Genomic DNA, 22,800 nt, shown 5'->3' with positions numbered 1-22,800 from the left:
AGTCAGACCAGGCTGCGCAGCACGTACTGCAGGATTCCACCGTTGCGGTAGTAGTCCGCCTCGCCGGGAGTGTCGATGCGCACGACCGCATCGAACTCGATGGGCGCGCTCCCGGGTCGGGACTGTGCGGTCGGTTCCGCCACGACGTGCACCGTCTTCGGCGTCACGCCGTCGTTCAGCGCTGACAGGCCCGTGATGCTGATGCTCTCCGTTCCGTCGAGCCCGAGCGACGCCCAGCTCTCTCCGGCGGGGAACTGCAGCGGGACGACGCCCATCCCGATGAGGTTGGAACGGTGGATTCGCTCGAAGCTCTCGGCGATGACGGCGTGCACTCCCAGCAGGCTCGTACCCTTGGCCGCCCAGTCACGACTGGAACCCGAGCCGTACTCCTTGCCGGCGAGCACGACGAGTGGAAGACCCGCTGCCTGGTAATTCTGGCTCGCGTCGTAGATGAACGCCTGCGGGGCATCCGGCTTCGTGAAGTCCCTCGTGTATCCGCCCTCGACTCCCGCGCCGTCGTTGTCGCCGGCCAGCAGCTGGTTGCGCAGGCGGATGTTGGCGAACGTCCCGCGGATCATGACCTCGTGATTGCCGCGACGCGATCCGTAGGAGTTGAAGTCCTTGCGCTCGATGCCGTGCTCCGTGAGGTAGCGGCCGGCCGGGCTGTCCGACTTGATGCTTCCCGCAGGGCTGATGTGGTCGGTGGTGACGGAGTCACCGAGTGTCGCGAGCACGCGGGCACCGGCGATGTCGGTCACCGGCGTGAGCTCCATCGTCATTCCGTCGAAATACGGCGGCTTCCGCACGTAGGTGGATGCCGCGTTCCACTCGAACACGTCACCGGCCGGCGTCGGCAGGGAGGTCCAGCGCTCATCGCCGTCGAAGACGCCGGAGTACTGCGTGTCGAACATCGAGCTGTCGATCGACTCGTCGATCGTCTTCTGCACCTCTGCCGCATCCGGCCAGATGTCCCTGAGGAACACATCCCGGCCATCGGTGTCCTGCCCGAGCGGCTGCACATCGAAATCGAAGTCCATCGAACCGGCGAGGGCGTACGCGATCACGAGCGGCGGGCTCGCGAGATAGTTCATCTTGACGTCGGGGTTGATGCGTCCCTCGAAGTTGCGGTTTCCGGACAGCACGGCCGTCACGGCGAGGTCGTTCTGGTTGACCGCGGCGGAGATCTCGTCCTCGAGCGGGCCGGAGTTTCCGATGCAGGTCGTGCAGCCGTAGCCGACGAGGTAGAAGCCGAGGTCTTCGAGGTAGCCGTTGAGCCCGGCCTTCTCGTAGTAGTCGGTCACGACTTTGGAGCCCGGCGCGAGGGTCGTCTTGACCCAGGGCTTGGACTTGAGGCCCTTCTGTGACGCATTGCGGGCGAGCAGACCGGCCGCGAGCATGACCGAGGGGTTGGATGTGTTGGTGCAGGAGGTGATCGCCGCGATCGCGACGGCGCCGTGGTCGACCGTGAACTCGCGGCCGTCCTTCATGGCGACGGCGGCCGGATTGGTGTGCGACCCGGAGACGTAGGCGTCGAGGTCCTTCTCGAACTGGCTTTTGGCCTGCGTGAGCTCGACCCGGTCCTGTGGACGCTTCGGGCCCGCGATCGACGGGACGACCGTTCCGAGGTCGAGTTCGAGGTACTCGCTGAACGCCGGCTCGCGACCCGCGTCATGCCAGAGGCCCTGGAGCCTGGAGTACGCCTCGACGAGCTCGATCTGCTCTTCGCTGCGGCCCGTGAGCCGCAGGTAGTCGAGGGTGACCTGGTCGATGGGGAACATCGCCGCGGTCGAGCCGAACTCGGGGCTCATGTTCCCGATCGTGGCGCGGTTGGCGAGCGGTACGTGGGCGACGCCGGCGCCGTAGAACTCCACGAACTTGCCGACGACACCGTGCTGGCGCAGCATCTGGGTGATCGTGAGCACGACATCCGTCGCCGTCACGCCTGTCGGAATGGAGCCCGTGAGCTTGAACCCGACGACCTTCGGGATGAGCATCGACACCGGCTGGCCGAGCATGGCCGCCTCCGCCTCGATACCGCCGACGCCCCAGCCCAGAACACCGAGCCCGTTGACCATGGTCGTGTGGGAGTCCGTGCCGACGAGCGTGTCGGGATAGGCGTTCAGGACCCCATCGACCTCGCGCGTCATCGTGACGCGCGCGAGGTATTCGATGTTGACCTGGTGCACGATGCCCGTGCCCGGCGGGACGACCTTGAAGTCGTCGAACGCGGTCTGGCCCCAGCGCAGGAACTGGTAGCGCTCCCCGTTGCGCTCGTACTCGATCTCGACGTTGCGCTCGAAGGCGTTCTCGGTGCCGAACAGGTCGGCGATGACCGAGTGGTCGATGACCATCTCGGCGGGGGCGAGCGGATTGATCCTCCTCGGGTCTCCCCCGAGTTCCGCGACGGCCTCCCGCATGGTGGCGAGGTCGACGATGCAGGGAACGCCGGTGAAGTCCTGCATGATGACGCGCGCGGGCGTGAACTGGATCTCCGTGTCGGGCTCTGCCTCGGGTTTCCAGGAGCCGAGCGCGCTGATCTGGGCGGCCGTGACGTTCTTTCCGTCCTCCGTGCGCAGCTGGTTCTCGAGGAGCACCTTGAGGCTGAACGGCAGCTTCTCGTGCCCAGGCACGCGGTCGATCCGGTAGACCCGATAGTCCCTGCCACCGACGGCAAGGGTGTCCTGTGCGCCGAAACTGTTCACTGCCGACATCCGCGGACTCCTTCGCTCGCCGAAACTATCTTGATATCAAGATAAATATATCAGTTCCCGGCGTCGTCCGATTTCGGCTCGCCGACTCTGCGGTAGACGGATGTCACGAGCAGCCAGGTGATCCAGAGCATCGCGGCGTAGAGCGGTATGCCCATGAGCAGCTTCACCGCGGCGAGCAACTCGGTCTGCCCGGAGAAGTACAACGGCACCTGGACCACGAGGCGCAGGGAGAACACCCCGACCCACAGCCAGGTCGCAACGGTCAGCACCCGCCGCTTGGCCTTGTTCTGCCGCCACTCGGTCAACTCGTTCGTCAACACGCCCGCGATGATCCCGATGAGCGGCCAACGGACCACGATGCTCACGAGCAGCACCACGACCGACGCGACGTTGATCATGAGGCCGAGCGCGAAATTGTCCTCAGCCCTCCCGGTGAAGAGGGCGAGACCTGCAGACAACGCGACGCCGAAGACCCCGGCGAACGCCTGCGTCAGCGGAGTCTTCGATACCAGCCGGATCACGACGAAGACGAGTGCGAGCGCGACGGGGGCGACGACGGACGGCAGCACCTCGCGCGTGATCGCGTACACGATGAGGAACCCGAGCCCGGGAAGGACCGCCTCGATGAGCCCGCGGATCCCGCCGACCGCCTTCAGGAGAGATGCGCCGGTCGGCACCTCCCCCGGTGCGACCTGGCCGATGCCGGCCTTGCGGACGGCCGAATTCAGCGCATCGCGAAACGACTCCTCGCGCTCGGGGCTGCCATCATCCGCCAAATTCTCAGACCTCGAGAGCGCCGGATGCATCCGGACTGTTCGATGACGACTGCGGGATCGCGAGGGGGATCAGGTCCCGAGGAGGCATAGGAGTCGAGCCCCGAACGACGACGATGCTCCGGAAGAGGTCCTCGACGAGTGCTGCGGAGTCCGGCTTCACGAGCGCATCGCCGGCGATGACACCGCGAAGGAACCAGCGGGGGCCGTCCACGCCGATGAACCTCGCCAGTCGCTTGGCCCCGGGCTGCCCTGGGGCGGCAGCGGGGATCTCAGCGAGCAGTTCAGGACCGAACGGCCCGACGGTGAGTTTCGTGGTCCCGCCCTGCTTGGCGATCTGCTCTGCGATCTGGTGCCGGATCTCGTGCCACAGGCCCGTCGTTCTCGGCGCGGCGAACGGCTGCACCTGCAGGGTCGAGCCCGCATAGTCGAGACCGACTGCGACGACCCGCTGGCTGTTCTCCTCCACCTCGAGTCGAAGCTGAAGTCCGTCGCGAGGGAGGATCTTCACCCCTCCCAGGTCCACGTAGGGGCGGACGGCGTTGGCCTCGGCCTCATCGAGCGGGCCGGCAGTCGACCTGTCGGCCGGCCCGGACTTCGCCTGTTCGAGCTCGTCCTGGCCGTCCTTCGAAGGGTCTGCTGATTCGTCCACGCCTATGCTCCTGACTGCGATCGATCGCCGGTCGAACCGAACCCGGCTTCTCCGCGGTGACTTCCGGGGAGCGAGCCTACCGGCACGAACGAGGCCCGCGAGACCGGCATCACGATCAACTGGGCGATCCGATCGCCGACCGCTACAGAATAGGGCATCGAACTGTCCGTATTCAGCATGGTCACCCGGATCTCGCCGCGATAGCCGGCGTCCACGGTCCCCGGACTGTTCACGATGGTGATGCCGTGCTTGGCCGCAAGCCCGCTGCGCGGCACGACGAAGCCCACGAAGCCGTTCGGCAGGGCGATCGACAGGCCCGTGCCGACCGTCGCACGCTCCCCCGGGCCGAGCGTGAGGGCCTCTGCCGACGACAGATCGGCCCCTGCATCCCCCGGGTGGGCGTACACCGGTGCCCGTTCGCCGACAAACAGGACCTCTACTCCGTCACTCACGTTTCGAGGTTAGTGCAGAGCGTGCCCCAAAGTCTGGTCGAATGGGGGTATGACGATCTACCGAGAACGACTGTGGGCATCGGCGTGGGTATACCTGGCCCTGGCCCTCGTCATCCCTGCGAGCCTTCTCGTCTTCTGGCCCATCAGCGTCCTCGCCGGCGTGATCGTGGCGATCGTGCTGTACGCCGGCTGCGTCGGCATCGTCATCGCCGCATCCCCGTCCATCGTGGTCACGGACTCCCAGCTGATCGCGGGTCGCGCCCGATTGCCGCTCGGGCTCGTCGGCACGGTCGAGAAGTTCCAGGAGCCGGAAGCGACCCTGCAGCGCGGGCAGCGCCTCGACGCGCGGGCGTGGCTCCTCATCCGGGGGTGGATCGGCCCCGTGGTGAAGGTCGAGGTCCTTGACCCCGCCGATCCGACGCCCTACTGGCTCGTGTCGACACGGCATCCGGATGCCCTGGCCGGCGCGCTCACCGGCGTTCGCCCCGCCTAGATCAGCTCGCGCACTCCAAGCAGATCGGCCCGAGCTTCTCCTCGTGGTCGATCTGCGACCGGTGCTTCACGAGGAAACAGCTCACGCAGGTGAACTCGTCCGCTTGCGGCGGGAGGACCACGACGTCGAGATCGAGGTCGGAGAGATCCGCCCCCGGGAGCTCGAATCCGCCCGGGTTGTCGGCATCGTCCACGTCAACGACACCGGACATCTTGTCCGGTACCCGTTCCTTCAGCGCCTCGATCGACTCGGAATCGTCGTCGTTCTTGCGTGGCGCGTCGTAGTCGGTTGCCATGCCCATCCACTTCTTAGTCGTGATCTGTTATCGAAATCGGCGGGGGTAGTCTGCATCAATTGATTCGCAATAGCAAACCACTTGAGCGTACTCACAGCCCCACGCCCACATGAACTTGCGGCACGCCCGCGATATTCCCTGATCCACCACCTTTTTCGTGGCACTCTAAAGGCAATCTCACGACGTGGAAGAGGCATGCTCATGGAGGACCTGAGAGTCATCGGCGTCGAGGATGGCGCACTTCTCGTCACCTCGGACACCGGGGAGCGATACCGCATCGCCATTGACGACGTACTGACCTCGAAGATCCGGCAGGCGGTGTCCGATCCGGGGTCCGGGCGACGGCTCGCGCCGAAGGACATCCAGGCGCACATCCGGTCCGGGATGTCTGCCCAGGATGTGGCCTCGATCACGGGTGTTCCGCTCGAATACATCCAGCGCTTCGAGGGTCCGATCATCGCAGAGCGCGAATACGTCATCGAGTCCGCCCTCGCCGTCCCGGTCCACACGGCCATGGACACGGAGTTCGGCGACCACCATGCGACCTTCGGTTCCGCGATCCTCGCGCGCCTGCACGAACTGGATGCGACGGGCGAGCGCTGGGCGAGCTGGAAGGAAGAGGGCAGCGGCTGGGTCATCAAGCTCTCCTTCACGTCCGAGCAGATCGATCACGATGCGCGCTGGCGGTTCGACCCGAAGCGCTCCTCGCTCGCCCCGCTCAACAACGAGGCGGAGACGCTCTCGCGCCAGGGCGAGCTGACCGGCAAGCTGATTCCGCGACTTCGCGCGGTGGACGGGCGCGAGCGAGTGGCCGACAGCTCGCGCTTCGACAGCGGCGCGTTCGTAGACGGCGAACTCGCGGAGATGGCGACGGCGCCATCAGTCGTCGACGACTCGTCGTTGAAGGACACGCTTCCGCATCTCGCCTCTGTGCCTTATGGCGCGCTGGACGACGACGACGCCGAGGGCGAGACCGTGCCGAGCAACCAGACCGCTGACCTGCTCGAGGCCCTGCGGCGGCGACGCGGCGAGCGTGAGAGCGCCCAATTCGACGACCTCGAGGATGCCATGGCCGACCACCCGTCGACCGGCAGCATCCGGCTCGTGGATGTGCCGCTGCCCGATTTCGAGGACGAGCCCTCCGCATCCGGCTCGCAACCGGGGTCACCATCGGGATCGCAATCCGGATCGCTGCACCACCTGTCGGCGAAGTCGTCGAAACGCGGAAGGGCGACCATGCCGAGCTGGGACGAGATCGTCTTCGGTGCCCGGTCCGACGATGACCCGGCGTAGCAGGCGACTCAGCGCCCTGCGGTACTGAACGCGCCGAACCTCAGAAGGGGAACGGCGGACTCCTCGGGAGAGAACGAGCCGTGCTGGCCGATCATGTGCCTGCCCGCCTGCGATTCCGCTCGAAGGTCGTAGTAGGCGATCGCTTTTCGCGCTGCCACGAGGATGTCGCCGATCCTGGGCGCAACGGCGTCGTCGACGACCGGTCCGAACCATCCGTCCGCGATCGCCTCCTCGCGCGTGACGACCCATGCGCGGTCTCCCTCAGCCGCCTTCCAGCGGTCGACGACCGCCGCACGCAACGCCTCGCTCACATCGGGCTCGAAGTGCAACTGCAGGCACCGCGGCTCCCCGGCGACGAATCGGATGCCGTCGACCAGTGCGGCGCCGTCGCCGAAGAGCACGTGGGAGGTTGCCGGCACATCCAGCACGCCGTGATCCGCCGTGACGATCAGCCCCTCGGAGCGACCGAGAGAGGCGGCCAATAGGCCCAGCTCCGCGTCGACCGCTTCGAGCGCGTCCGTCCACTCGCCGGATTCCCAACCGCGGGCGTGCGCGGCCTGGTCGAGTTCGGAGACGTAGAGATAGACGATGCCCTTCTCGACCGAATCCAGAACGCGGCGGGCGGCTGCGAACCGTTCCGGAACCGTTCTGCCCGATACGTATCCGGCACCCCGCAGCACCGCGTGGGTGAAACCGGAGTCACGGTAGCGTTCCTGGGCGACGACGACACTCGGGATCCCGGCATCCGCCGCCCGCTCGAAGACCGTGCGCGAACGCTGCCAGCTGGCTGGATCCAGGCCGTCATCCCAGCCGTTCAGCTGGTTCACGATCCGATCGTGTGCGCCGTCGAGCACGGTGTATCCGACGAGTCCATGAACGCCGGGCTGCGCGCCCGTCGTGAGCGTCGCGAGGTTCACGGCAGTCGTGGTGGGGAACCCCGCGGTCGCGACGGAGGACTTCTGAAATGCTCGGGCCATGACTCTCGCGTGGCCCGCCCTCGCCCGCAGTGAGGAAGCACCAAGGCCGTCCACGAGCAGAACGATCGCCCGGTCGGCGGGCGGGAGCCCCAGCGTATTTCCTCGACCGAGGATCGCATCAAGACAACTCGTCAGAACATCGGCAAGGCTCGGCCGCGCGGAATTCGTGGCCGGTAGCATGGTCGCAATCCTATGACTACCACCGCTGACACCCCTGCCCGCCCCGAAGGCGAGCGCATCGACGACATCGACGTATCGACCGAGATGGAGGGGTCGTACCTCGAGTATGCGTACTCCGTCATCTACTCTCGCGCCCTCCCGGATGCCCGCGACGGGCTGAAACCCGTGCAGCGCCGCATCCTGTACCAGATGAGCGAGATGGGGCTTCGCCCCGACCGCGGACACGTCAAGTCCTCGCGCGTCGTGGGGGATGTCATGGGCAAGCTGCACCCGCACGGTGACGCCTCCATCTATGACGCCATGGTGCGACTGGCGCAGGCGTTCATTCTGCGGGTACCCCTCGTCGACGGCCATGGAAACTTCGGTTCCCTCGACGACGGTCCTGCCGCGCCCCGGTACACCGAGGCCCGCCTCGCCGCGGCAGCCATGGCCATGGTTTCGGACCTCGACGAGGATGTCGTCGACTTCGTACCGAATTACGACAACCAGCTCACGCAGCCGGACGTTCTTCCCGCGGCCTTCCCGAACCTGCTCGTGAACGGCGCATCCGGCATCGCTGTGGGCATGGCCACGAACATGGCCCCGCACAATCTCATCGAGGTCGTCGGAGGCGCCCGGCATCTTCTCGCGCATCCGGATGCGAGTCTCGACGAGCTCATGTCCTACATCCCCGGCCCGGACCTCCCCACAGGCGGGACCATCGTGGGGCTCGACGGAATCCGGGACGCCTACGAGAGCGGCCGCGGAAGTTTCAAGACCAGGGCGCGGGTCTCGATCGAATCCGTCACGGCGCGCAAGACCGGACTCGTTGTGACGGAACTGCCCTACATGGTCGGCACCGAGAAGGTCATCGAGAAGATCAAGGATGGCGTCAATTCGAAGAAGCTGGCCGGCATCTCCGACGTCACCGACCTCACCGACCGAAAGCACGGGCTGCGGCTCGTCATCGGCATCAAGACTGGATTCAACCCGCAGGCCGTCCTCGAGCAGCTCTACAAGCACACGCCGCTCGAGGACCAGTTCAACATCAACAACGTGACACTCGTCGACGGTGGGCCCCGGACACTCGGACTTCGGGAACTGCTGCAGGTCTACCTCGACCACCGGGTCTCGGTCACGACGCGGCGCACGTCATTCCGGCTCGCACGCCGCAGGGAGCGGCTGCATCTCGTCGACGGGCTGCTCATCGCGATCCTCGACATCGACGAGGTCATCCAGGTCATTCGCGCCAGTGACGATTCGGACGCCGCACGCAAGCGACTCATGGGCGTCTTCGACCTGAGCGAGGTGCAGGCGGAGTACATCCTCGAGCTGCGGTTGCGCAGGCTCACGAAATTCTCCCGGATCGAGCTCGAGACCGAACGCGACAAGCTGAGGGCCGAGATCGCCGAGCTCGAACTGCTGCTGGCCGACCCGGCACGCATCCGCCAGCTCGTCTCCGATGAGTTGGAGGCCGTTGCCGAGGAGTTCGGGACGCCGCGCAGGACCCTCCTGACCGAAGCGCGCCCCTCCGCCGCGTTCACGACGACGGCCACCGCGCCCGCGGCGGCGACATCCCTCGAGATCGCCGACACCCCGTGCCGCGTGCTGCTCTCGACGACGGGCAGAGTCATCCGGGTCGACATTGGCGATGGCATGTCGGATGTGCCGGCGCGGGCCGTTCGGCGCAGCAAGCACGACGCCATCCGTTCGTCGGTCGTGACGACGAGTCGCACGGAGATCGGCGCCGTGACGAATCTCGGCCGGCTCGTGCGGCTCTCCCCCGTCGACCTGCCGCAGGTACCGGAGAACTCGATCCAGCTCGCCGCTGGTGCGAAGGTCGCCGAGTATCTTGCCCTGGATGCGAAGAAGGAGCATGTCATCGCGCTCGTCTCCCTCGACTCGGACGCGCCCATCGCACTCGGGACCAAGCAGGGCGTCGTCAAGCGACTCTCCCCCGGCGACTACCCCGGCCGCCCCGATTTCGAGGTCATCGCGCTCAAGGATGGCGATGAGGTCGTCGGCACATCACAAGGCCTATCTGCGGACGGCGCCGACGCTGAGGAGCTCGTCTTCGTGACCTCGGATGCGCAATTGCTGCACTTCCCCGCCGAGTCGGTGCGCCCGCAGGGCAGAAGCGCAGCAGGCATGGCCGGCATCCGCCTCTCGACGAGTGCGTCGGTCATCCACTTCGGTTCGGTCGACCCCGCGGCGAATGTCGTGGTCGCTTCGGTCTCGACGAACGCCGGCACGATCGCCGGCACCGACCCCGGTCGCGCCAAGGTCTCCCGGTTCGACGAGTTCCCCGGTAAGGGCCGCGGAACCGGCGGGGTGCGCTGCCACGCGTTCCTCAAGGGCGAGGATGCGCTCGCGCTCGCCTGGGCCGGCCCCGAGCCCGCCCTCGCCGTGGGGACGGATGGCGCAGCACGGGAGCTTCCGGATGTCGGTGCGAAGCGGGACGCGTCCGGGTCGCCCCTCGACGCCGTGATCGGTTCGATCGGAGCCTCCGCTTCATCGTCGTCATGAGGCCTCCGTGAACCGCCGAGCGGCCAGGGTGATCCTGTTCGACGAGCACAGCCGGGTGCTGCTGTTTCGCGGCAGGGACTCGTCTGCGCCGGATCGTGGATCCTGGTGGTTCACCCCCGGCGGCGGTCTTGACCCTGGCGAGAGCCCGCACGAAGCAGCCCTGCGCGAGGTGAGGGAAGAAACCGGGCTCACATTGGCCTCGGTGAGCGGTCCCGTGTACGAGCAGGAGATCGATTTCGCTTTCGAGGATGTCCAGCTGCACCGGTACGAGCAGTTCTTCGTGGCGCGGGTGAATGAGTTTGTCATTGACCCGCACGGGTGGACGGACCTCGAAAAGCGCAGCATGCTCGAGTCGCGCTGGTGGTCCCTCGACGAGCTGGAGTCGACCACCGAGACGATTAACCCCGAGGCTCTCGCCGAACTGGTGAGGGTGCAAATCAAGCGGTGAACCGAACTGGAGTGTCTGGGCGGTCGACCGCGACGATGCCGTGCGGAGTAGTCCACTCCAGAACTCCGGGCTCGAGTTGGCGCAGGCTCCATCCGGGCAGATGTTTGATGGTGTGGTGCCCGGGGCACAAGCACGCGAGGTTGCCTGGCTCGGTGGGTCCACCATCGGAGAATGGGATCGTGTGGTCGATGTCGCTGCGCCATGCCGACCGGTTACAGGAAGGACATCGGCAACGGCCATCCCGCCTTCGCAGATAGCGTCGAAGTTTCTTAGTGGTTCGATAGTTGTCTGTGGCCAGAACCATGTCCGTGACCGGATCGGTGATCACCCGGACGAGCGATGGGGCATTCGCCGCCATCCGCAGGGCGTCGTCGAGACCGATCGGCCCGCGCCCCAGGATCGTCGCCGGTTCGTCACTCTCGCCCAGCAAGGTCAGAGCGGGAATCAGGATGGCAACTTCGGCACGAATGGCATCGACCGCCGCGTGCGGATGCCCGCTCGGCTCGGCGGTCAACAGAAGGTCGCAGAACAGGTCGGCGCGCAACTGATCCAGGGTGCGCGCATCCACCGGGGACGTATCGGGCGTGTGCGGGTCGGCGATCCGCGCTGCCTTCACAGCCTTGCCCAGCTGGGTGAGTCGGTCCACGATACCGGCGGCAAGAATTGTGGGAATCACTGCCACAATCTCCGACATCCCATTGTCGCGTTCGGTGCAGGAAACCGAGCGGTCCTCCATCGCCTTCGCATGACGGTCTTCACAGGAGACCTCCGCGATCGAAGAGGCAGCAGCCCTCGCGAGCCGGCGAAGGCGACCGGGCGTCACGGAGTCGACCCGCTCGAGAACGGCCGATTCGTAGTCGACACGCCGCTGGGGATCCTGAATGGTCATGCCTTCTGCCATCAGAACCCGCGCGTGAGCGACACTGACCCGGCCCCCCTCAAGCGCGTGCAACGTGAACGGGAAATCCTCGACGAGACGCCAGGCCTCGGAGACTCGCGACTGCATCGTACGGTCCGAGAGGTGCCGGGCGACCGCGATCTCCGCCGTCACGGAGCGGACGACGAGATCGACGTCCGCTCGGGGGCCGGCCTCCGCGACGGCCATGCGAACCATCCCCATGAGCTCGAGCGCCTCCTCAGCGAACAGCGCAGAACGGGCTCTTTCGATCGCCCCGAGCCGGTCGAGGCTTTCTCGGAAGGGGTTGATCCCCGACAACTCGGCGACCATCAGTTCGAACACGAGATCCACGTCCGCTGCCTGCGGATCAATCGGGATCGACACCGATTCGTAGGATGTTTGTTCGAGCAATATGATAGGACGAGCCTACAGTGTTCGATCGATATTAGCAACTATATTCGAATAAACGTTCACACGTCGATGCGGTCGCGACTGAGGCCCGCGGCCCCCGCCACGATGAACTCCTTGCGCGGGGCGACGTCGTTCCCCATGAGCAACTCGAAGACCTTCTCGGCAGCCTGGGCATCCGGGATCCGCACCCGCCGCAGCGTGCGGTACCGGCGATCCATCGTCGTCGATGAGAGTTGGTCGGCATCCATCTCTCCGAGACCCTTGTAGCGCTGGATCGGATCCTGGTACCGCTTGCCCGCCTTCTTGAGGCCGGCCAGCACGCCGTTCAGCTCAGCCTCCGAGTAGGTGTAGATCGTCTCGTTCGGCTTCGTTCCGGGATTCTGCACGATGACCCGGTGCAGCGGTGGTACGGCGGCGTACACCCGGCCGTCCTCGATCATGGCGGGCATGTAGCGGTGGAAGAGCGTGAGCAGGAGGGTCCGGATGTGCGCGCCATCGACATCCGCATCGCTCATGATGATGACCTTGCCGTATCGGGCGCTCGACAGGTCGAAGCTGCGCCCCGACCCCGCCCCGATGACCTGAATGATCGAGGCGCACTCGGCGTTGGAGAGCATGTCGGGCAACGAAGCCTTCTGCACGTTGAGGATCTTGCCGCGGATCGGCAGGAGCGCCTGGTATTCGCTGTCACGGGCGAGCTTGGCCGTACCGAGGGCGGAGTCGCCCTCCACGATGAACAACTCGCTGTTGGCGACATCATTGCTGCGGCAGTCCACGAGTTTGGCGGGGAGGGACGAGCTCTCGAGAGCGTTCTTGCGCCGCTGGGTCTCCTTGTGCGCCCTGGCGGAGACCCGGGCCTTCATCTCGGCGACGATCTTGTCGAGCACGAGACCGGCCTGGTTCTTGTCGTCACGCTTCGAGGAGGAGAATCGCTCTCCCAGCCCCTTCGCGATCACGTTCGCGACGATGTTGCGCACGGCCGGCGTCCCCAGCACTTCCTTCGTCTGGCCTTCGAACTGCGGCTCTGGCAACCGTACGGTGAGAACCGCGGTGAGCCCGGCGAGGATGTCGTCCTTCTCCAGTTTGTCGTTGCCCGCCTTGAGCCGGCGCGCGTTCTGCTCCACCTGGGCGCGAAGGAACTTCATCAGTCCCTGCTCGAAGCCGGTCAGGTGCGTTCCACCCTTGGGGGTCGAGATGATGTTGACGTAGCTGCGAACCTCGGTGTCGTAACCCGTGCCCCACCTCATGGCGACCTCGACCTCGCACTCGCGCTCGAGCTCGGTGGGAGCCATGTGCCCTTTGTCGTCGAGGACGGGGACGGTCTCGGTGAACGATCCGGTTCCCTGGATGAGCCAGGTCGACGTCACCGCCGAATCCTTCGACAGGAAGTCGACGTACTCGACGATCCCGCCCGCGTATCGGAAGTTCTCCCTGATCGGTTCATCGCCCCTGAGGTCCTCGACCCGGATGCCGACACCCTTGACGAGGAAGGCGGTCTGGCGAGCCCTGCCCAGGAGCTCCTCGGTCTGGAACGTCGCTCCGCGGGTGAAGATCTGCGGATCCGCCCAGTACCGCACTCGCGTACCGGTCACACCCTTGGCGACCTTTCCGACCACCCGTAGTTCGCTTCCCGAGACGAACGCGGTGAACGGGGCATCCGGTCTCGGAGCACCGGAGTCAGCGAACGTCCCGGGCTCTCCGCGATGGAACGACATCGCCCACGTCTTGCCGTCACGATCAACCTCGACGTCGAGCCGCTCTGAGAGGGCGTTGACAACGGATGCACCGACACCGTGCAGGCCGCCCGACGAGGTGTAGGAACCCGACCCGAATTTGCCGCCGGCGTGCAGCTTGGTGAACACGACCTCCACACCGGAGAGCCCGGTCTTCGGTTCGATGTCGACGGGGATGCCCCTCGCCCGGTCACGAACCTCGACACTGTCATCCGCGTGCAGGATGACGTCGATCTCGTCGCCGAAACCTCCGAGCGCCTCATCCACCGAGTTGTCGATGATCTCCCACAGGCAGTGCATGAGTCCGCGCGAGTCGGTCGACCCGATGTACATGCCCGGGCGCTTGCGGACGGCCTCAAGACCTTCGAGCACGGACAAGTGCCGCGCAGAGTAGTCGGATCCCGCCACTGAGAACCTCCGTGCATCGCCTGGAGCCGCAGGATGTCCCGGGGCCGTCTTCAACCCTAATGAGCGCCGGTACCCTCGCCTGCATCCGACACCCCCCTCCTCACGCGTGGCTACGCGTACAGCGAAATACCCGTCGACGAGCCGACGAAAACGCCGGCGGCGTGTTTGTATAGAGGCAGACAACAGCGATGGGAGTCAACATGTCTCAGGTCACCGCCGAGAACACGGCAACAATCGAGCGCGACTCCTACCAGCTCACGGCACTCGACCGCTGCGACAGCTGTGGAGCGCAGGCGTACATCCGCGTCATGATCGGCGAGAGCGAGCTCCTGTTCTGCGCGCACCACGGTCGGCGCCACCAGGAGAAGCTCGAGGCCGTCGCCACGGACTGGCACGACGAGTCTGACCGGCTGCACGAGGACCGCTAAGTGGGCGAACGCCGCTCCCTTGGCCTGTGGCGGCGCATCAAGTACTTCTTCTGGCGCGCATCGAACGTCGACACGACGAACCTGTTCCGGATTGCGCGAAAGCTGAGCGCATCATCCGGTAAGCCCATGCTCTGGATCGCGGCGGACATGATCTGGTCTGCAGCGGCTCACGAGACCGGTTTCACCGACTATCAGGACTGGGACTTCCACCTCCTCAAGCACCGTGAGCGCATCACCTACATGACGCATCCGAAGTCCAATCACATCGCACAGCTCGTGAACCAGAAGCCGTTCCGGCACTTCTTCGCCGACAAGTCGGAGTTCGTGCAGAAATTCGCCGCATACACCGGCCGCGAATCGCTCGATGTGCGAGCCGCCACGAGTGCGGAGCTCGAGTCGTTCGTTCGCCGTCACGGCTCGGTCATCGTCAAGGTCACCGACAGCGACGGGGGGCAGGGGATCGAGCGGCGGGAAGCCGCCGACATCCCGGACTTCGACGCCTTCCGCTCCGAGTTGCTCGCGCACAGGCAGTTCCTCGTGGAGCAGATCATCCCGCAGCATCCGGCCATGACAGCGCTCAATCCGAGCAGTGTCAACTCGCTCCGCATCATCACCTATTTCGACGGCACGGAGGTCCACGTCCTCGCCAGGGTGCTCAAGATGGGCAACGGCGGCGTCATCGACAACTTCGCACACGGCGGCATGTACACGATGCTCGACGAATCCGGGGTCGCCCTCCACGCCGCGTTCGACATCGAGGGCGATGCCTACGAGATCCACCCCCTCTCGGGGATCCGGATTCCAGGATTCCAGGTTCCCCTCTACCGGGAGGTGCTCGCGCTCGTCGACGAGGTGGCCCGCATCGTTCCGGAGATCCCCTACGTCGGCTGGGACATCGCGATCTCCCCCGATCGGCCGGTCGTCATCGAAGGCAACTACAACACCGGCGTCTTCCAGGCGAAACCGAGTCTCACAGGCACCAGGACCGGACTGCTCCCGCTCTACAGCGAGGTCATCGGCTTCTGAAGAGGGCCGCGAAAGTTCGGGGTGCGGGTCGATCGCGTCTCAGGCGCGACGGATGATGCCGAGCGGCGTGCTCTGCCGCCCCTGCCCGAGAGGGTTGTCGGCCAGCACCCGTTCGACGAGCCTGTTGTCGCTCGAACGGAGGGTCGAACCGAGGACGTTACCCCCGAAATCGTTGATATCGACGATGAGCACGTCGATATCGGGCCGCAGCGCTGACTTGAGCCGGCGCGCAACCTCGCCCGGCTTGTCCGGCGCGAGAACGACGTGGGAGTTGTATGGCGGGATCGTCCCGCTCGTCGGCCCGTCGATGCCGCGCGCCTTCGGTCCGGCCACCACGTAGAATGCACCGCGCGCACCGAACAGCTTCGTGACGGCGGCGACGGCCGCTGCGAACAGGATGCGAACCGTACCGCACTCCCGCAGAGCCATTTCCATGGTCTCCGGCATCCCGAGACCGATGCCGCCCGGCGTCTTCGTCACGTACTTCGAGAGCCTCACGGCGAGCGGACGCGGCGTTATCGAGTCGACCGGGTATGCGCGGCCCTGGGTGATCGCCACGATCTTCTCGGTGATGAAGAGCCGGTCCCCCGCCTCGAGTTGCCCCGGCGCATACGTCGTGACGATCTCGACGATGTCGTCTTGCGGGCCGACGAGACGCGTCGTGATCGGAATCCGCAGGAACCGGACACCGTCGACCTCGACCTCGAGGGCCTTGCCCTCATTCGCTTTCGCGGCCATGGTCTTTTACTCGAGGTAATCGCGCAGCGACTGCGAGCGTGACGGGTGGCGAAGCTTCGCCATGGTCTTCGACTCGATTTGGCGGATGCGTTCGCGCGTCACGCCGAAGGTGTCACCGATCTGGTCGAGCGTCTTCGGCATCCCGTCGCCGAGGCCGAACCGCATCCGGATGACGCCGGCTTCACGCTCCGAGAGCGAATCGAGCAGACTCTCGAGCTGCTTCTGCAGCATCGTGAAGCCCACGGCGTCCGCCGGGACGACCGCCTCGGTGTCCTCGATGAGGTCACCGAACTCGCTGTCGCCGTCCTCGCCGAGAGGGGTGTGAAGCGAAATCGGCTCTCTACCGTACTTCTGCACCTCGACGACCTTCTCCGGCGTCATGTCGAGCTCGCGGCTCAGCTCCTCCGGCGTGGGCTCACGGCCCAGGTCCTGCAGCATTTGACGCTGCACGCGGGCGAGCTTGTTGATGACCTCGACCATGTGCACGGGGATGCGGATCGTGCGAGCCTGGTCGGCCATCGCGCGAGTGATCGCCTGACGGATCCACCAGGTCGCATAGGTGGAGAACTTGAAGCCCTTCGTGTAGTCGAACTTCTCGACGGCACGGATGAGGCCCAGGTTTCCCTCCTGGATGAGGTCGAGGAACTGCATTCCGCGGCCGGTGTAGCGCTTGGCAAGGCTCACGACGAGGCGCAGGTTCGCGCCGAGAAGGTGTGACTTTGCGCGCTGGCCATCCTTCGCGACCCACCGCAGCTCACGCTCGAGCTCCTTCGTCATCTTGCCCTTGCCGTTCGCGAGCTTGTCCTCGGCGAACAGGCCCGCCTCGATCCGCATGGCGAGTTCGACCTCTTCGGCGGCATTGAGAAGCGCGACCTTTCCGATCTGCTTCAGGTAGTCCTTGACCGGGTCGGCCGTGGCACCCGTGATGGCCGCGGAGTAGACGGGAACCTCGTCCTCATCGTCCACGAGGGATAGGCGAAGGGCACCGGTCGGCAGGGGTTCTGAGGTGCCCTCTTCCTCGTCGGAGTCGTCATCGCCGGCGTCCTCGCCGTCCTCTTTGGATGCCGCGGCGCCGGCCTTGGCCTCCGCCACCGGCTCGTCCGCATCCTCTGCCTCCACCTCATCGGTCGAGTCGTCGTCCACGACCTCGTCATCGTCGTCAGCGACGATGTCCTCGATCTCCTCGTCTTCGCCGACCTCGGCCTCGAGATCGCTCACGTCGACCTCACCGGTGCCGGACGCCTTCTTCGCCGAGGACTTCCCTGAGGACTTCGTCGCCGGCGTGGTGGCGGGCTTGGCGGCGGGCTTCGGGGCAGCCTTCGTGCCGGTCTTTGACGCTGCAGCCTTCGTACCAGCCTTTGATGCCGCAGCCTTCGTGCCTGCGGTTGCACTCGATGCCGACTTCACTGTCCTGGTCGACGCTGCCTTCGTGGGCGCCGCCTTGGCCGCGGCCGTCGTGGTGGCCGGAGTCTTGGCGGCCGAAGTCTTGGTTGCCGAGGCCTTGGCCTTGCTCGCCGACGCCGTTTCCGCCTTCGGCGCAGCCTTCGCTGTCGCCTTCGGCGCAGCCTTCGCTGTCGCCTTCGCCGCAGTCTTCTCAGCCGTGGCCTTCGACGCTGCCGCCGTCCTGGTCGGCGCCGTCTTGGCCGCCGTGGTCTTGGTCGCCGTGGTCTTGGTCGCGCTGGTCTTGCTCGCCGTCGACTTCGCGGCCGGCGACGCCTTCGCTGTCGCCGGTTTCGTCGACGTCGTTTTCGTGGAAGTCTTCGTCGTTGCTGGTGTGGTCATTGCTTTTGTTGTCGCAGCTTTCATGGTTGATGTTGCGCGTGACGCCGCGCTCGCTTTCGATGATGGAGACGTTGACGGCTCATCCGCGGCCGTCGGCACCTCGGCCGAACCCCGCCCCTTGCGCGCCCGTGACGCCAGGGCCTTGGCCGCGGCCATCATCCTGCCCGTCGGCCTGGCGTCCGAATTCACTCCTGCGGATGATGACGCCTTCTCGGTCTCTGTGGAGGCGGTGGCCTTGCTCCTGGCTGCCATGAGGTCACCTTTCGTCAGAAGAACCCTCGTGCTGTCGGCGGTCGACGGCCACGGGGGTCCGCGTCGACCGTTTTTGGGCAGTACGAGGACCCATGTCAAGTCCCTGAACTGTGAGGCGTGAGCCTTTCACAACACGTGACGACCTGAACGGGTCCGTGCTCAATTATTGCACGGAATCGGACAATGCTCCGACAGCACCCCTCAGCGATCGGGCTTCACCAGGGACAACAGGGCCTGCTCTCCGGCTATTCCGTCCTCGACTACTCCGGGCGTGGATTCGTCTGGTCGTCGTCACCGTTGTGCCGCAGCGCGAGAAAGATCTCCAGCTCTGCAGCGATCTCATCCGCCGTCGGCAGTTCGCCATCCTCGTCGATGAGCGGCGATCTCAGCGGGTTTCCCGCCATGTAGGAGTCGTGACGTTCCTCAAGCGTGCCGACGAGCCTCGCGAGCTCCGGGTTGCCCTCGACCTGCTTGTCGATCTTTTCGACGAACTCCCTGCCCTCTTCGCGGAGAGTCGCAGTCGAGAAGATGAGCCCGGTCGCGGAACTGACGGATTCGAGCGCCTTGAATGCGGCATCCGGGAACTCGGTGTCGGAGAGGTAGTGCGGGATGAGGAGCACGAATCCGGCGATCGGGTGATCGAGTTCCTGCAGTCGGTATTCGACGAGGTGCAGGGCGTTGGCGAGCACCTGGGTGTGCGGCTTCCACACCGAGAACGTCTCGATGAGTTCGGACCGATTGCCGCTGACCGTGACTCCGATGGGCCGGGTGTGCGGTACCGGCATGGGGATCGCGTGAACCCAGGTCGTCGACTTCACCTGGAACCGTGCGACGAGCCCCAACACCGCCGACGTGAAACGCTCCCACTGGAAGTCGGGCTCGTACCCGCTGAGGAGCAGGAACTGCTGGCCGATCTCGTCCGTTGCGAGGCGCAGCTCGAGCGAGGCCGGCTGATAGTTCGTCAGGTGATCCTGCTCGAAGTAGATCGTGGGGCGGCGCGCACGGTAGTCGAGGAGCGCGTCGTTGTCGAATGTGGCGATCACGGTCGACGGCAGCGTCTCACGAAGGTTGGTCGTGAACAGGCTGACTGCCCCTCCGGCATCCGCGAAACCGGTCAAACCCGCGACGAGCGGCAGCCCGGCCGGGACGTCGACGACGTCCGGACTGAGCGTGTAGAGGCCCTCGGGGTCTTCCATCCCTCAACTCTAACCGCGCCGAATCGGGGGTGCTGTCAGAACGGCGGCGTGGGCTCAAGCCCTGAGCGAACAGGAGGAGCCGGACTGGCATCCGCCACCCGGTTGCGCCGGATAGCATGGCCGAATGACTGTCGCCGCACTTCATCTCTCCTCCGATTCCGTCCTCTCCGTCGCATCCGACGTTCTCGTGCTGGGCGTCACGAGTTCCGATTCCGGACCGACATTGCAGTCGTCCGAGCCTGCACTGCAGGAACTCGCAGCATCCCTCGCCGCCCTCGGTGTCACGGGCGCTGAGGACGAACTCAGACGACTCGCCACACCGTCGAGTGCGCCATCCGGCGCACCGCGGAGCATCGCTCTCATCGGTCTGGGTACCTCGCCGGTGACTCCCCATGTGCTTCGGAGGGCGGCCGGTTCGGCGGCCCGCCAGGTCTTGGGAGCCGCTTCGATGTCGATCGCGCTTCCCGCGACGAGCGAGGAGGACGTGCTCGCGATCCTCGAGGGTGCTGCGATCGGGTCATACTCGTTCACTCGTTACCGTTCCCAGCCGAAGGACGCGTCGAAGCTCCCGGCGAGCGACATCACCGTGATCTCCGCGGTCTCGAACGGGTCCGGCGCCGTCGACCGCGCCCGGATCGTCGCTGGTGTCATCCACTCCGTGCGCGATCTCGTGAACACGCCGCCGCTCGACCTCTACCCCGAGACATTCGCCGCCGCGGCCCAGGAGCTCGCGGTCGGCGCACCGGTCACGGTCACGGTCCTCGCGGATGCGGAGCTCGCGTCGGGAGGATTCGGCGGCATCATCGGCGTGGGGCAGGGTTCCACGAGGTCGCCGAGACTCGTCAAGGTCGAATACTCGCCCGAGGGGGCGCATCGGCATCTCGCGCTCGTCGGCAAGGGCATCACGTTCGACTCCGGCGGCCTCTCCCTCAAGCCTGCGGCATCCATGGTCGGAATGAAGTACGACATGACGGGGGCTGCAACGGTCCTCGCCGTGGCCATCGGGGCGGCTCGCCTCGGGCTCGACATCAAGGTGACGGCGTGGCTCTGCATCGCAGAGAACCTCCCGTCGGGGTCGGCCATCCGCCCGAACGACGTGCTCACCATCCGCGGAGGCAAGACGGTCGAGGTCCTCAATACGGATGCCGAAGGACGCCTCGTTCTCGCCGACGGACTCGTCGCGGCGAGCGAGGAGCACCCGGATGCGATCATCGACGTCGCGACGCTCACGGGAGCTGCGCGCGTTGCGCTGGGCGATCGGTACGTGGGGGTCATGGGTGACGACACGCTCGTGACCGAGGTCGTCGACACGGCGAAGTCCGTGGGTGAGAGCTTCTGGCCCATGCCGCTGCCCGCAGAACTCCGCACACTCCTGAACTCCGACGTCGCCGACATCGCCAACGCCAAGATCGGCAGTACGGCGGCCGGCATGCTGCTCGCCGGCGTCTTCCTTCAGGAGTTCGTCGGCAAGGCCGAGAACGGCTCCCGCATCCCCTGGGCGCACCTCGACATCGCCGGACCCGCCCACAACGACGGGGCAGGATTCGGTTACACCGGCAAAGGGCCGACCGCTGTCACGGTGAGGACCCTCCTCGCACTGGCTGAGCGAATTTCGCGCGCGTAGTAAAGTCGAAGTGGCGGGAAGACCTGCCGGCTCGAAGTCTCGTTGCGCCCCGTGCGCTCGGTGCGAGCACAGGCTGAAACTCAAGGGAGTCGCCCGGTGTCGGAACAAAACTTTGACCTTGTCGTGCTCGGAGCAGGCAGTGGCGGATACGCCGCAGCGCTCAGGGCGACCGAACTCGGGATGAGCGTCGCTCTCGTCGAAAAGGGCAAACTGGGCGGCACCTGCCTGCACGTGGGCTGCATCCCCACGAAGGCGCTGCTGCACTCGGCGGAGGTCGCGGATGTCTCGCGCGAGTCCGCGAAGTACGGCGTCACGACCGCGTTCGAGGGCATCGACATCGCCGGCGTGACCGCCTACCGCGAGGAAATCGTCGCGAGCAAGTACAAGGGGCTCCAGGGCCTCATCAAAGGCCGCGGGATCACCGTGATCGAGGGAGAGGGCAGGCTCGTCTCCCCCACGACGGTCCAGGTCGGCGAAGACAGGATCACCGGCAAGAACGTTGTGCTGGCGACCGGCTCATACTCCAGGTCTCTTCCGGGGCTCGAGATCGGCGGCAGGGTCATCACCTCGGAGCAGGCCCTCGAACTCCCGTTCGTACCGCGCAAGGTCGCGGTACTCGGCGGAGGCGTCATCGGGGTGGAGTTCTCCAGCGTCTGGCGCTCCTGGGGTGCAGAGGTCACCATCGTCGAGGCACTGCCGCACCTGGTCCCCAATGAAGACGAAACCGTCAGCAAGCAGTTCGAGCGCGCGTTCCGCAAGCGCGGGATCGAGTTCAAGCTGGGTGTGCGCTTCCAGAGCGTGACGCAGAACGAGTCCGGCGTCGTCGTCACGCTCGAGAACGGCGAGACCGTCGAGGCCGAGCTGCTCCTCGTCGCGGTCGGTCGTGGCCCGTCCACGAACAACCTCGGATACGAGGAGGTCGGTGTGGCGATGGACCGTGGTTTCGTGCTCACGAATGAGCGACTCGCGACCAACGTGCCCGGCGTCTACGCCGTCGGCGACATCGTCCCCGGCCTTCAGCTCGCCCACCGCGGCTTCCAGCAGGGCATCTTCGTGGCCGAGGAGATTGCCGGGCTGAACCCCATCGTGATCTCCGACGTCAACATCCCGAAGATCACCTACTCGGATCCGGAAGTCGCCTCCATCGGGCTCTCGGAGGCGAAGGCCAGGGAGCAGTACGGCGACGAGAAGGTCACGGCGTACGACTACAACCTCGCCGGGAACGGCAAGAGCCACATCATCGGGACGTCGGGGTCGATCAAGGTCGTACGGGTCAACGATGGCCCGGTCGTCGGCGTCCACATGATCGGAGCGCGCGTCGGCGAACTCATCGGTGAGGCTCAGCTGGCGGTCAACTGGGAGGCATACCCGGAGGACATCGCCCCGCTCATCCACGCTCACCCGACCCAGAGCGAAGCACTCGGTGAGGCGTTCCTCGCCCTCGCGGGAAAGCCGCTCCACGCGATCTAGCGCGAAGGGCGAACTATGCTTGAGGGGACAACCACGGTCTTGAAGGAGCACCACT

At 65.8% G+C, this 22,800-nt stretch carries 20 protein-coding genes; 9 read left to right on the top strand and 11 right to left on the bottom strand.

All coding sequences use genetic code 11. The features are described 5' to 3' along the window. Window positions 1-2: 2 nt before the first annotated feature. Genes acnA through dut form a run of 4 tightly spaced genes read right to left on the bottom strand, consistent with a single transcriptional unit; the run spans window position 3 to window position 4,588 of the window. Window positions 3-2,711, bottom strand: a complete 2,709-nt coding sequence (acnA, locus tag BKA04_RS00285; RefSeq protein ID WP_104094624.1) for an aconitate hydratase AcnA — start codon at window positions 2,709-2,711, stop codon at window positions 3-5. Window positions 2,712-2,761: 50 nt separating this feature from the next. Continuing rightward, window positions 2,762-3,487 (bottom strand): DUF3159 domain-containing protein, encoded by a 726-nt coding sequence (locus BKA04_RS00280; protein ID WP_232841907.1) that lies wholly within the window; start codon window positions 3,485-3,487, stop codon window positions 2,762-2,764. 4 nt (window positions 3,488-3,491) lie between these two features. Beyond that, window positions 3,492-4,136 (bottom strand): DUF3710 domain-containing protein, encoded by a 645-nt coding sequence (locus tag BKA04_RS00275; protein ID WP_232841906.1) that lies wholly within the window; start codon window positions 4,134-4,136, stop codon window positions 3,492-3,494. Between the two features lie 2 nt (window positions 4,137-4,138). Beyond that, window positions 4,139-4,588, bottom strand: a complete 450-nt coding sequence (gene dut, locus BKA04_RS00270; RefSeq protein WP_104094621.1) for a dUTP diphosphatase — start codon at window positions 4,586-4,588, stop codon at window positions 4,139-4,141. 49 nt (window positions 4,589-4,637) lie between these two features. Here dut and BKA04_RS00265 point away from each other — a divergent pair, with 49 nt between their 5' ends. After that, the gene (locus BKA04_RS00265) at window positions 4,638-5,081 is read left to right on the top strand and encodes a DUF3093 domain-containing protein (protein ID WP_104094620.1); all 444 of its coding nucleotides are present in this window, start codon (window positions 4,638-4,640) and stop codon (window positions 5,079-5,081) included. A 1-nt stretch (window position 5,082) separates the two neighbouring features. On the opposite strand, the gene BKA04_RS00260 is transcribed toward BKA04_RS00265, so the two are convergent. Next, complete coding sequence (locus tag BKA04_RS00260; protein WP_104094619.1) at window positions 5,083-5,376, bottom strand: DUF4193 domain-containing protein; 294 nt, start codon at window positions 5,374-5,376, stop codon at window positions 5,083-5,085. A 201-nt stretch (window positions 5,377-5,577) separates the two neighbouring features. Between BKA04_RS00260 and sepH the strand changes: the two genes are divergently transcribed. Next, the gene (sepH, locus tag BKA04_RS00255; RefSeq protein WP_104096536.1) at window positions 5,578-6,669 is read left to right on the top strand and encodes a septation protein SepH; all 1,092 of its coding nucleotides are present in this window, start codon (window positions 5,578-5,580) and stop codon (window positions 6,667-6,669) included. A gap of 8 nt (window positions 6,670-6,677) precedes the next feature. On the opposite strand, the gene BKA04_RS00250 is transcribed toward sepH, so the two are convergent. Beyond that, a complete protein-coding gene (locus BKA04_RS00250) occupies window positions 6,678-7,826 on the bottom strand; it encodes an alkaline phosphatase family protein (protein WP_104094618.1) in 1,149 nt (382 codons plus the stop codon). 12 nt (window positions 7,827-7,838) lie between these two features. On the opposite strand from BKA04_RS00250, the gene BKA04_RS00245 reads away from it, so the two are divergent. Both BKA04_RS00245 and BKA04_RS00240 read left to right on the top strand, forming a co-directional pair. Further along, a complete protein-coding gene (locus tag BKA04_RS00245) occupies window positions 7,839-10,331 on the top strand; it encodes a DNA gyrase/topoisomerase IV subunit A (RefSeq protein WP_104094617.1) in 2,493 nt (830 codons plus the stop codon). Between the two features lie 7 nt (window positions 10,332-10,338). Next, a complete protein-coding gene (locus BKA04_RS00240; RefSeq protein WP_104094616.1) occupies window positions 10,339-10,779 on the top strand; it encodes an NUDIX hydrolase in 441 nt (146 codons plus the stop codon). Here the strand turns inward: BKA04_RS00240 and BKA04_RS00235 are convergent. Then, window positions 10,769-12,061, bottom strand: a complete 1,293-nt coding sequence (locus BKA04_RS00235) for an HNH endonuclease signature motif containing protein (RefSeq protein WP_104094615.1) — start codon at window positions 12,059-12,061, stop codon at window positions 10,769-10,771. The genes BKA04_RS00240 and BKA04_RS00235 overlap by 11 nt on opposite strands. 86 nt (window positions 12,062-12,147) lie before the next feature. Next, complete coding sequence (locus BKA04_RS00230) at window positions 12,148-14,229, bottom strand: DNA gyrase/topoisomerase IV subunit B (RefSeq protein ID WP_104094614.1); 2,082 nt, start codon at window positions 14,227-14,229, stop codon at window positions 12,148-12,150. Window positions 14,230-14,429: 200 nt separating this feature from the next. Here BKA04_RS00230 and BKA04_RS00225 point away from each other — a divergent pair, with 200 nt between their 5' ends. Further along, on the top strand, window positions 14,430-14,657 hold the full coding sequence (locus BKA04_RS00225) for a DUF7455 domain-containing protein (RefSeq protein ID WP_104096535.1): 228 nt from the start codon (window positions 14,430-14,432) through the stop codon (window positions 14,655-14,657). Continuing rightward, window positions 14,658-15,683 carry a sugar-transfer associated ATP-grasp domain-containing protein gene (locus BKA04_RS00220; RefSeq protein WP_232841905.1) on the top strand — a complete coding sequence of 342 codons (1,026 nt, stop codon included), beginning with the start codon at window positions 14,658-14,660 and terminating at the stop codon, window positions 15,681-15,683. A 39-nt stretch (window positions 15,684-15,722) separates the two neighbouring features. On the opposite strand, the gene BKA04_RS00215 is transcribed toward BKA04_RS00220, so the two are convergent. Further along, complete coding sequence (locus BKA04_RS00215) at window positions 15,723-16,421, bottom strand: coenzyme F420-0:L-glutamate ligase (protein ID WP_104094613.1); 699 nt, start codon at window positions 16,419-16,421, stop codon at window positions 15,723-15,725. 6 nt (window positions 16,422-16,427) lie between these two features. Beyond that, complete coding sequence (locus BKA04_RS00210) at window positions 16,428-18,203, bottom strand: RNA polymerase sigma factor (RefSeq protein WP_198413279.1); 1,776 nt, start codon at window positions 18,201-18,203, stop codon at window positions 16,428-16,430. On the opposite strand from BKA04_RS00210, the gene BKA04_RS11890 reads away from it, so the two are divergent. Next, on the top strand, window positions 18,172-18,576 hold the full coding sequence (locus BKA04_RS11890) for a hypothetical protein (protein ID WP_198413278.1): 405 nt from the start codon (window positions 18,172-18,174) through the stop codon (window positions 18,574-18,576). The two genes, BKA04_RS00210 and BKA04_RS11890, sit on opposite strands and share 32 nt — an antisense overlap. A gap of 139 nt (window positions 18,577-18,715) precedes the next feature. On the opposite strand, the gene BKA04_RS00205 is transcribed toward BKA04_RS11890, so the two are convergent. Continuing rightward, window positions 18,716-19,651 (bottom strand): proteasome assembly chaperone family protein, encoded by a 936-nt coding sequence (locus BKA04_RS00205; protein WP_104094610.1) that lies wholly within the window; start codon window positions 19,649-19,651, stop codon window positions 18,716-18,718. A 124-nt stretch (window positions 19,652-19,775) separates the two neighbouring features. Between BKA04_RS00205 and BKA04_RS00200 the strand changes: the two genes are divergently transcribed. Both BKA04_RS00200 and lpdA read left to right on the top strand, forming a co-directional pair. Next, window positions 19,776-21,275, top strand: coding sequence for a leucyl aminopeptidase (locus tag BKA04_RS00200; protein WP_104094609.1), 1,500 nt, complete (start codon window positions 19,776-19,778; stop codon window positions 21,273-21,275). Between the two features lie 96 nt (window positions 21,276-21,371). Beyond that, window positions 21,372-22,745, top strand: coding sequence for a dihydrolipoyl dehydrogenase (gene lpdA / locus BKA04_RS00195; protein WP_104094608.1), 1,374 nt, complete (start codon window positions 21,372-21,374; stop codon window positions 22,743-22,745). Window positions 22,746-22,800: the final 55 nt, after the last annotated feature.

The sequence above is a fragment of the Terrimesophilobacter mesophilus genome, assembly GCF_014200375.1.
In the GTDB taxonomy this organism is placed as follows: domain Bacteria; phylum Actinomycetota; class Actinomycetes; order Actinomycetales; family Microbacteriaceae; genus Terrimesophilobacter; species Terrimesophilobacter mesophilus.
Note: the sequence above shows the minus strand (reverse complement) of the source record. Positions and strands in the feature narration are given on the sequence as shown.